Here is a 7806-nt window from a genome sequence, read left to right on the forward strand (position 1 = left end):
ACCAAGGGAGTTTTCGCGTCGGCGGCCGCGTGTGCGGTGCTGGTGGTCGCCGGGTGCGGCGGCAAAGCTTGCCGATGACCGGCACCCGGCGGCCCACGCGATCCATGATGTCGTGCACCAGCTCCACATCGGAGGGCGAGCGCACGAAGGACAGCGCGATGAAGTCCACGCCCAGGGCGAGGGCGAATTCCAGGTCCTCGATGTCCTTTTCGGACAGGGCCGGCACGGAGACGTCCATGCCCGGCAGCGAGACACCCTTGTTGTTGGAGACGGGCCCGCCCTCGGTGACTCGGCACACGACGTCGTTGTCTTCGACGCGCAGCACGGTCAGCCCGACCTTGCCGTCGTCCACGAGCAGCCGGTCGCCGGGCTTGGCGTCCTTGGCGAGGTGTTTGTAGGTGGTCGAAACCCGGTCGTGAGTTCCCACAATGTCGTCGACGGTGATTCGGACTTCCTCACCGGTGTTCCAGACGGTCTTGCCGTCACCCTCGAACCGCCCCAGGCGGATCTTCGGGCCCTGCAGGTCGGCGAGGATACCGACGGCGCGGCCAGCGGCATCGCTGGCGGCGCGCACCTTTTTATAGTTTTCGGCATGGTCCGAATGCTCGCCGTGGCTGAAGTTCAGGCGAGCAACATCCATGCCACTTTCGACGAGCTCACGAATCCGGTCCTCGGATGACACAGCTGGTCCGAGGGTGCACACAATCTTCGTTCGTCGCATCACGACTTAAACCCTAGACCTGTGACAACCCTCATGCCGAGCCCGGCACACACATATACGGTTCTCGTAAGCAGCCGTTCAGCTAATGCCTGGTCAACGCGCGACATGCCTGGCCAGTACGGTCTCCAAGCGAGTTTGGCCGAAGCCCAGGATCAGGCATATTACCCAGTAGTAGAGAGCCGCAACCCCATACAGCGCGAAGAAGTCGAAGGTGGGCGCCGCGGCCGATTGCGCGGTGCGCAGCAACTCCGTCACGAGAATGGTCGAGGCGAGCGAGGTGTCCTTCACCAAGGAGATGAGTGTGTTGGACAACGGCGGCACCGCGATGCGCGCGCCCTGCGGCAGGATGACCAGCCGCAGTGCCTGCGCGTAGTTCATGCCGACCGCGTAGGACGCCTCCCACTGCCCGGCCGCGACCGACAGGATCGAGGCCCGGATGATCTCCGCCGCATAGCCGCCCACGTTGAGGCTGAACGCGATCACCGCGGCCGGGAACGGGTCGATGACGATGTTCAGGTTGGGCAGGCCGTAGAAGATGATGAACAGCTGTACCAGCAGCGGCGTGCCGCGAATGATCGAGATGTAGAACCGCGCCGCCGCCGACAGCGCCCAGTTCTTCGACATTCGCGCCAGCGCCACGAACAGCGCGATCACCAAACCCAGCACGAAGCTGATGCCGGTGAGCGGCAGCGTCGAGGTGACGGTGGCCTTCAGCATCGGCACCAGGTTGTGCTGGATCAGGGACCAGGTGGCGTCATCCATGGTCGAATCGCCCTGTGCTGCTTACTTGCTGACGTCGGTGCCGAAGTACTTCTCGGAGATCTTGGCCAGGGTGCCGTCGGCGCGCAGCTCGTCGAGCGCCTTGTTGATCTGATCGGTCAGCGCCTGGGAGTCCTTGCGGGCGGCGAACGCCTGCTTGGAGGTCTCACCGGTCTTGCCGACGATCTGGATGGCGCCCGCGCCCTGCGCCTTGGTGAAGGCGTTCACGGCCAGGGTGTCGTTGACGGTGGCGTCGGCGCGGCCGGTCTTGAGCAGCTGGGTGGCCTCCACGAAGCCGGGGATGGCCTCGACCTTGCACCCGGCGGTCTTGGCGACCTGGGCCCAGTTGCTGGTCTCGGACTGGGCGCAGGTCTTGCCGTTGAGGTCGGCGAGGGTGTGGATGCCGTCGTTGCCGGTCTTGGTGACGATGACGCCCTCGGACACGGTGTACGGCTGCGAGAGCGAATACTTCTGCTGCCGTGCGTCGTTCACGGTGACCTGGTTGGCGATGAGGTCGACGCGCTTGGACTCCAGCGCGGCGAACAGCGAGTCCCAGGGGGCCTGGGTGAACTCCACCTTCTTGCCGATCTTGTCGCCGACGGCCTTGATCACGTCGATGTCGTAACCGGTGAGGTTGCCGCCGTCCTGGTAGCTGAACGGCGAGTAGGTGCCCTCGGTGCCGACCTTCAGGACATTGGCGTCGTCCTTGCTGGAGCTGCATGCGACGAGCCCCGCTGCGGCGACTACGGCGAGCAGGACGGCGGCGAGCTTACGGCGCACGAGTGGGACCTCTCCTCGGGCGTGGGGATCCACGCGACAGAACAACCGACAAAGGGTACGCCGCGAACCGACGGGTTGGCACGGCAACCATCATGCTGCGCGAAAGTCTTGAACCGAATCCCTGCCCGATGATATGCGCGAGAACGGCCGCCACCCCGCAGGGTGACGGCCGTCGGAGACGGGAGTGTCGCGCTCAATCCCGCAGTGGACGACCCTGCGGGTCCGGGACCTTGCCGGTCAGGATGAGAATGCCGTCGATCAGCGCCCAGATGCCGCAACCGCCGCAGGTGACCAGCTGCAGCACGCCGATCGTGGTGTAGCCCATGTAGAAGCGGCCGATGCCGAGGCTGCCGATGAGCAGCTGCAGCAGGCCCGCGGTCAGTTTGCTCTTGTCCGACAACGGAACTCCGAACGGATCCCGGCCGTACGGGGCTTCCGGATCGCCGCCGTACGGGCCCGCGGGACCGGGCGTCCCGAACGGCGCGGGCGGCTGGCCGTAAGGCTGCGCGGGCTGACCGTAGGGCTGGGCGGGCTGGCCCAGGGGCGGCTGGCCCGGGTACGGCTGCTGACCGTAGGGCTGCCCGTACTGCGGCCCGGTGCCGGGCGCGCCGTACTGCGGTCCGTCTTGTGGCGGCTGCTGGTTGAAGGGGTCGGTCACTCGCGTCCTCCTGCTTCGCGGATATCAGGAGCCATTCTTGCCGGACTCGACAGTTTTCGCCTGGTCAACGGACTCCTCGGCCTCCGGCGCGGAATCACCGGATTCGGAAGAGTTATCGCGGTCGGTCTCGGATTCGTTGCCGGGGGTAGCGGATTCGGCGGTCGCGGCGGCCTCGGATTCCTTGCCGGCCTCGGATACCTTGTCCGCTTCGACACTTTCGCCCGATTCGGTCGCCGCCGCTCCGGCCGCGCCGAAGGCCCGCAGCGCCCCGAACTGCCACGGCCACGGGCGCTCGATCCCGGGCCGCAACTGCTCGGGCGTCTCCCGTCCCTTGGTCGCGAACAGGAAATAGGCGACGGCGCAGACGAATACGATCGCCGAGGTGAAGGTGTTCACGCGCAGGCCCAGGATGTGGGTGGCCTCGTCATCGCGCAGCAGCTCCACGAAGAATCGGCCGAAGCAGTAGACCGCGACGTAGAGCGCGAACAGCCGCCCGTGGCCGATGCGGAACTTGCGATCCAGGTACAGCAGCACGCCGACGCCGAGCAGGTTCCAGATCAGCTCGTAGAGGAAGGTCGGCTGCACGATCCGGATCGGCGCGCCCGCGGCGGTGCCGTTCATCATGTCCAGTCCGCCACTGTGATCGAAGCGCTGGTAGATCTCGAGACCCCACGGCACGGTGGTCTGGCGGCCGTAGAGCTCCTGGTTGAAGTAGTTGCCCAACCGGCCGATGGCCTGGGCCAGCAGGATGCCCGGCGCGATGGCATCGCCGAAGGCGGGCAGCGGAATCCGGTACACGCGGCAGCCGATCCACGCGCCGATGCCGCCCAGCAGCACCGCGCCCCAGATGCCGAGGCCGCCCTCCCAGATCTTGAAGGCGTTCATCGGGTGACCGTCGTGGCCGAAGTACTTCTGCCAATCGGTGGCCACGTGGTAGAGCCGCCCGCCGATCAGGCCGAAGGGCACCGCGAACATGGCGACATCGAGCACCTGCCCGGACTGCCCGCCACGCGCGATCCAGCGCTTCTCCCCCAGCCAGATGGCCGCGACGATGCCGATGATGATGCAGATCGCGTACGCCCGCAGCGGGAACGGCCCGATATCCCACACGCCGCGCGGCGGACTCGGGATATACGCCAGAACATCAGCGCCGGTGCTGTCGGCAAGGGCTCGTAAGTTCACGAGTTCCCACCGTAGCCGAATTGGGTTCCGGCGCGCCGACCCAGGGCGGACCTGTGTCTATTTGCCCTCCGCTTCGCTCCGGGCGGGAGTGATCTCACTTCGCGTCAACGAGTTCCAGGTGCTGCTTGTGCTGCTTCTCGCTGACCATGGTGAGGATCAGCAGCAGGACCGCGCCGATGCCGCCGCCGATGAGGATGGTGAAGCCGCCGTTCCAGCCACCGGTGGCGCCGCGGTTACCGCGAAATACCTTGTCCGACATCCAGCCCGCGAGCAGCGTGCCGGGAATGCCCGCGTACTCGTAGAGGAAGTACGCCCACGAGGACTTGTCGAGGGTGAAGTGTTTGACTTCCTTCAGGTAGGTCGGCGACCAGTCCAGCACCCCGTAACGCAACAGATATACGAAGACATTGGCGAAGGCGATGTACCACAGCAGCTTGTTCGGCAGGATGTAGCGATTGAAGATCTCCTTGGCGGAGAGCTCCTGCTCGTCCTTCGCCGAATAGTCGGCCGGATAGTCGTTCTTGTACTCCTCGACCGGCGGCAGGCCCACCGACTGCGGGGTGTCGCGCATCAGGATATAGGCGATGACAGCCACGATGATGGCCATGAACGCGGGCATGTAGAACGCCGAACGCCAGTCGTGGAACCAGGCCATGCCGAGCAGGAACAGCAGCACGAACATGATGAGCACGCTGGAGGTGGACCAGTCCACGAAGCCCATGAACAGCATCACGGCCGCGGACAGGATCAGGCCCAGCGGCAGGAAGATCCGCGGATTCGAGCGGTCGACAATCAGGCCATGACGAACTGGGAAACACCATAGGCTAACGAGATAGCCGATAGGCACCCGACCCACCTACCCATTGGTGTAATAGCCGTGCTCCCCATTGAGGAGAAAAGAGATGACGACCGCAAAATTCTTGCGTATCAAATAGCAAGCGGCATATATGAAGAAAATCCGATGAAAATCAGTCAGTTTCGTTGCTGATCGTTTTGAAAGGCGCGCACCAAGTTCGGTACGCGCCTTTCTGGAAGTTCTTTTGTTACGAGGAAACCGGGGCCGAGCGGACGCCTTGCGCCAATTCCTCGGTCAGCGTCCGCACCGCGCCCAGACCTTCGGCGGCCGCCGAGACCAGGGCCGAGCCCACGATGACACCGTCCGCGTAGGAGGCGATTTCGGCGGCCTGGGCGCCGTTGCGCACGCCGAGGCCGACACCGATCGGGATGTCGGAGTGGGCGCGGACGCGGGCGCACAGGGCCGGGGCCATGTCCGAGACCGCGTCGCGCGCGCCGGTGACGCCCATGGTCGAGGCCGCGTACACGAAGCCCTTGGAGGCTTCCAGGGTCTTGACCAGTCGCTCCTCGGTGGAGGACGGGGCGACCAGGAAGATGCGGTCGAGGTTGTGGGTGGAGGACGCCACGAACCAGTCGTCGGCCTCCTCCGGGATCAGGTTGGGCGTGATCAGGCCGAGGCCGCCCGCCGCCGCCAGATCGCGGGAGAAGGTGTCGACGCCGTACTGCAGCACCGGGTTCCAGTAGGTCATGACGACGGCCTTGCCGCCCGCCTGGGAGATGGCCTCCACGACCTTGAACACGTCGCGCACCCGGACGCCACCGGCGAGGGCCTGTTCGGCGGCGCGCTGGATGGTGGGGCCGTCCATCACCGGATCGGAGTAGGCGACGCCGACTTCGATGATGTCGCAACCGGATTCGACCATGGCGCGGCAGACGTCGATGGAGCCCTGCACATCCGGGTAGCCGGCGGGCAGGTAGCCGATCAGGGCCGCGCGGTTCTCCTCGCGGCAGGCCGCGAAGGTGTTGGCGAGACGGGACTGCTGGCTCACTGGGCTTCCCCCTCGGGCTTGTCGAACAGCCCGAACCATTGGGCGGCCGTGTCCATGTCCTTGTCACCGCGGCCGGACAGGTTCACCACGATGATCTTGCCCGGACCCAGTTCCTGACCGAGCTTCAGCGCGCCCGCCACCGCGTGCGCGGACTCGACGGCCGGGATGATGCCCTCGCTGCGGCTGAGCAGCAGCAGCGCGTCCATCGCCTCGGTATCGGTGATCGGGTAGTACTCCGCCCGGCCGGTGTCCTTGAGGTAGGCGTGTTCCGGGCCGACGCCCGGGTAGTCCAGACCCGCTGAGATGGAATGCGATTCGATGGTCTGCCCGTCCTCGTCCTGCAGCAGGTACGAGTACGCGCCCTGGAACGCGCCCGGGGTGCCACCGGTGAAAGTGGCGGCGTGACGGCCGGTTTCGACGCCGTCGCCCGCGGCCTCGTAGCCGATCAGGCGCACGCCCGGATCGTCGATGAAGGCGTGGAAGATGCCGATGGCGTTGGAACCGCCACCGACACAGGCGGTTACCGCGTCCGGCAGCTGCCCGGTGTGGGTCTGGATCTGCTGACGCGCCTCCAGGCCGATGATGCGCTGGAAGTCGCGCACCATGAGCGGGAACGGGTGCGGGCCCGCGGCGGTGCCGAAGCAGTAGTAGGTGCGGTCGGCATTGGTGACCCAGTCGCGCAGCGCCTCGTTGATGGCGTCCTTGAGCGTCTTGGAACCCGTTGTCACGCTGATGACTTCGGCCCCGAGCAGACGCATGCGGGCCACGTTCAGCTGCTGGCGCACGGTGTCGACCGCGCCCATGTAGATGACGCATTCGATGCCCAGCAGCGCGCACGCGGTGGCGGTGGCGACGCCGTGCTGACCCGCGCCGGTCTCGGCGATGACCCGGGTCTTGTTCATCCGCTTGGCCAGCAGCACCTGGCCGAGCACATTGTTGATTTTGTGAGAACCGGTGTGGTTCAGGTCTTCCCGCTTGAGGAAGATGCGCGCGCCACCGGCGTGCTGGGCCAGGTTCTTGCACTCGAACACCGGCGAGGGACGGCCGGTGTAGTCGCGCTGCAGCCGGTCGAGTTCGTCGAGGAAGTTCGGGTCCACCCGGCACTTGTCGTATTCGGCGGTGACCTCTTCGATCACGGCCATCAACGCCTCGGGCACGTGGCGGCCGCCGTAGACGCCGAAGTGGCCGCCCAGGTCGGGCTCGTGGCTCTTGTTGGTGACGCCCGCGCTGGCCTGCGGCAGGCCCTGGACCTTCTCAGTCTGTGTCATCGGCTCTTTCACCGTCCCCGGCGAACCGGTTTCGGGCAGGAAGGATGGGTTCCGGCGGTCACCAGCTCAGCCACCGCGGCGCGCGGGTCACCACTGGTCACCAGGCCCTCGCCGACGAGCACGGCGTCCGCGCCCGCTCCTGCGTAGGCCAAAAGGTCTGCGGTGCCGCGGATTCCGGACTCGGCGACCCGGATGATCTCGCTGGGCAGGCCGGGGGCGATGCGCGCGAACACATCCCGGTCCACCTCGAGGGTCTTGAGGTTGCGGGCGTTCACGCCGATCACGCTGGCACCGGCCTGGAGAGCCCGGTCGGCCTCTTCCTCGGTGTGCACCTCGACCAGCGCGGTCATGCCGAGCGATTCGGTGCGGTCGAGCAGCGAGGCCAGCACATCCTGTTCGAGGGCGGCCACGATCAGCAGGATCACGTCCGCGCCGTGGGCGCGGGCCTCGTGGATCTGATACGGGCCGACGATGAAGTCCTTGCGCAGGATCGGGATGTCCACGGCCTGACGGACCGCGTCCAGATCCGCGAGCGAACCGCCGAAGCGACGCTGCTCGGTCAGCACGCTGATGATGCGCGCGCCGCCGTCCTCG

Annotated in this window: 9 protein-coding genes; all 9 read right to left on the minus strand. The window is 66.3% G+C overall.

Annotated elements, in window-relative coordinates:
* A partial coding sequence (locus ACWELQ_RS31160; protein ID WP_452400604.1) for a pyruvate kinase occupies positions 1 to 724 on the minus strand: 724 nt, incomplete at its 3' end.
* A 90-nt stretch (positions 725 to 814) separates the two neighbouring features.
* Complete coding sequence (locus tag ACWELQ_RS31165; RefSeq protein WP_452400605.1) at positions 815 to 1483, minus strand: amino acid ABC transporter permease; 669 nt, start codon at positions 1481 to 1483, stop codon at positions 815 to 817.
* A gap of 21 nt (positions 1484 to 1504) precedes the next feature.
* Entirely contained in the window at positions 1505 to 2260 is a 756-nt protein-coding gene (locus ACWELQ_RS31170; RefSeq protein ID WP_452400606.1) for a transporter substrate-binding domain-containing protein, read from the minus strand.
* A gap of 193 nt (positions 2261 to 2453) precedes the next feature.
* Positions 2454 to 2918: an NINE protein gene (locus ACWELQ_RS31175; RefSeq protein WP_452400607.1), complete on the minus strand. Its 465-nt coding sequence runs from the start codon at positions 2916 to 2918 to the stop codon at positions 2454 to 2456.
* 24 nt (positions 2919 to 2942) lie between these two features.
* Positions 2943 to 4100 carry a prolipoprotein diacylglyceryl transferase gene (lgt, locus tag ACWELQ_RS31180; protein WP_452400608.1) on the minus strand — a complete coding sequence of 386 codons (1158 nt, stop codon included), beginning with the start codon at positions 4098 to 4100 and terminating at the stop codon, positions 2943 to 2945.
* A 94-nt stretch (positions 4101 to 4194) separates the two neighbouring features.
* On the minus strand, positions 4195 to 4947 hold the full coding sequence (locus ACWELQ_RS31185) for an MFS transporter (protein ID WP_452400609.1): 753 nt from the start codon (positions 4945 to 4947) through the stop codon (positions 4195 to 4197).
* A 196-nt stretch (positions 4948 to 5143) separates the two neighbouring features.
* Positions 5144 to 5944, minus strand: coding sequence for a tryptophan synthase subunit alpha (gene trpA, locus ACWELQ_RS31190; RefSeq protein ID WP_452400610.1), 801 nt, complete (start codon positions 5942 to 5944; stop codon positions 5144 to 5146).
* Complete coding sequence (gene trpB / locus ACWELQ_RS31195) at positions 5941 to 7212, minus strand: tryptophan synthase subunit beta (protein WP_452400611.1); 1272 nt, start codon at positions 7210 to 7212, stop codon at positions 5941 to 5943. The genes trpA and trpB overlap by 4 nt, the downstream gene beginning before the upstream one ends.
* Positions 7213 to 7220: 8 nt before the next feature.
* A partial coding sequence (gene trpC / locus ACWELQ_RS31200; RefSeq protein WP_452400612.1) for an indole-3-glycerol phosphate synthase TrpC occupies positions 7221 to 7806 on the minus strand: 586 nt, incomplete at its 5' end.

This window comes from Nocardia sp. NPDC004722 (assembly GCF_053601505.1).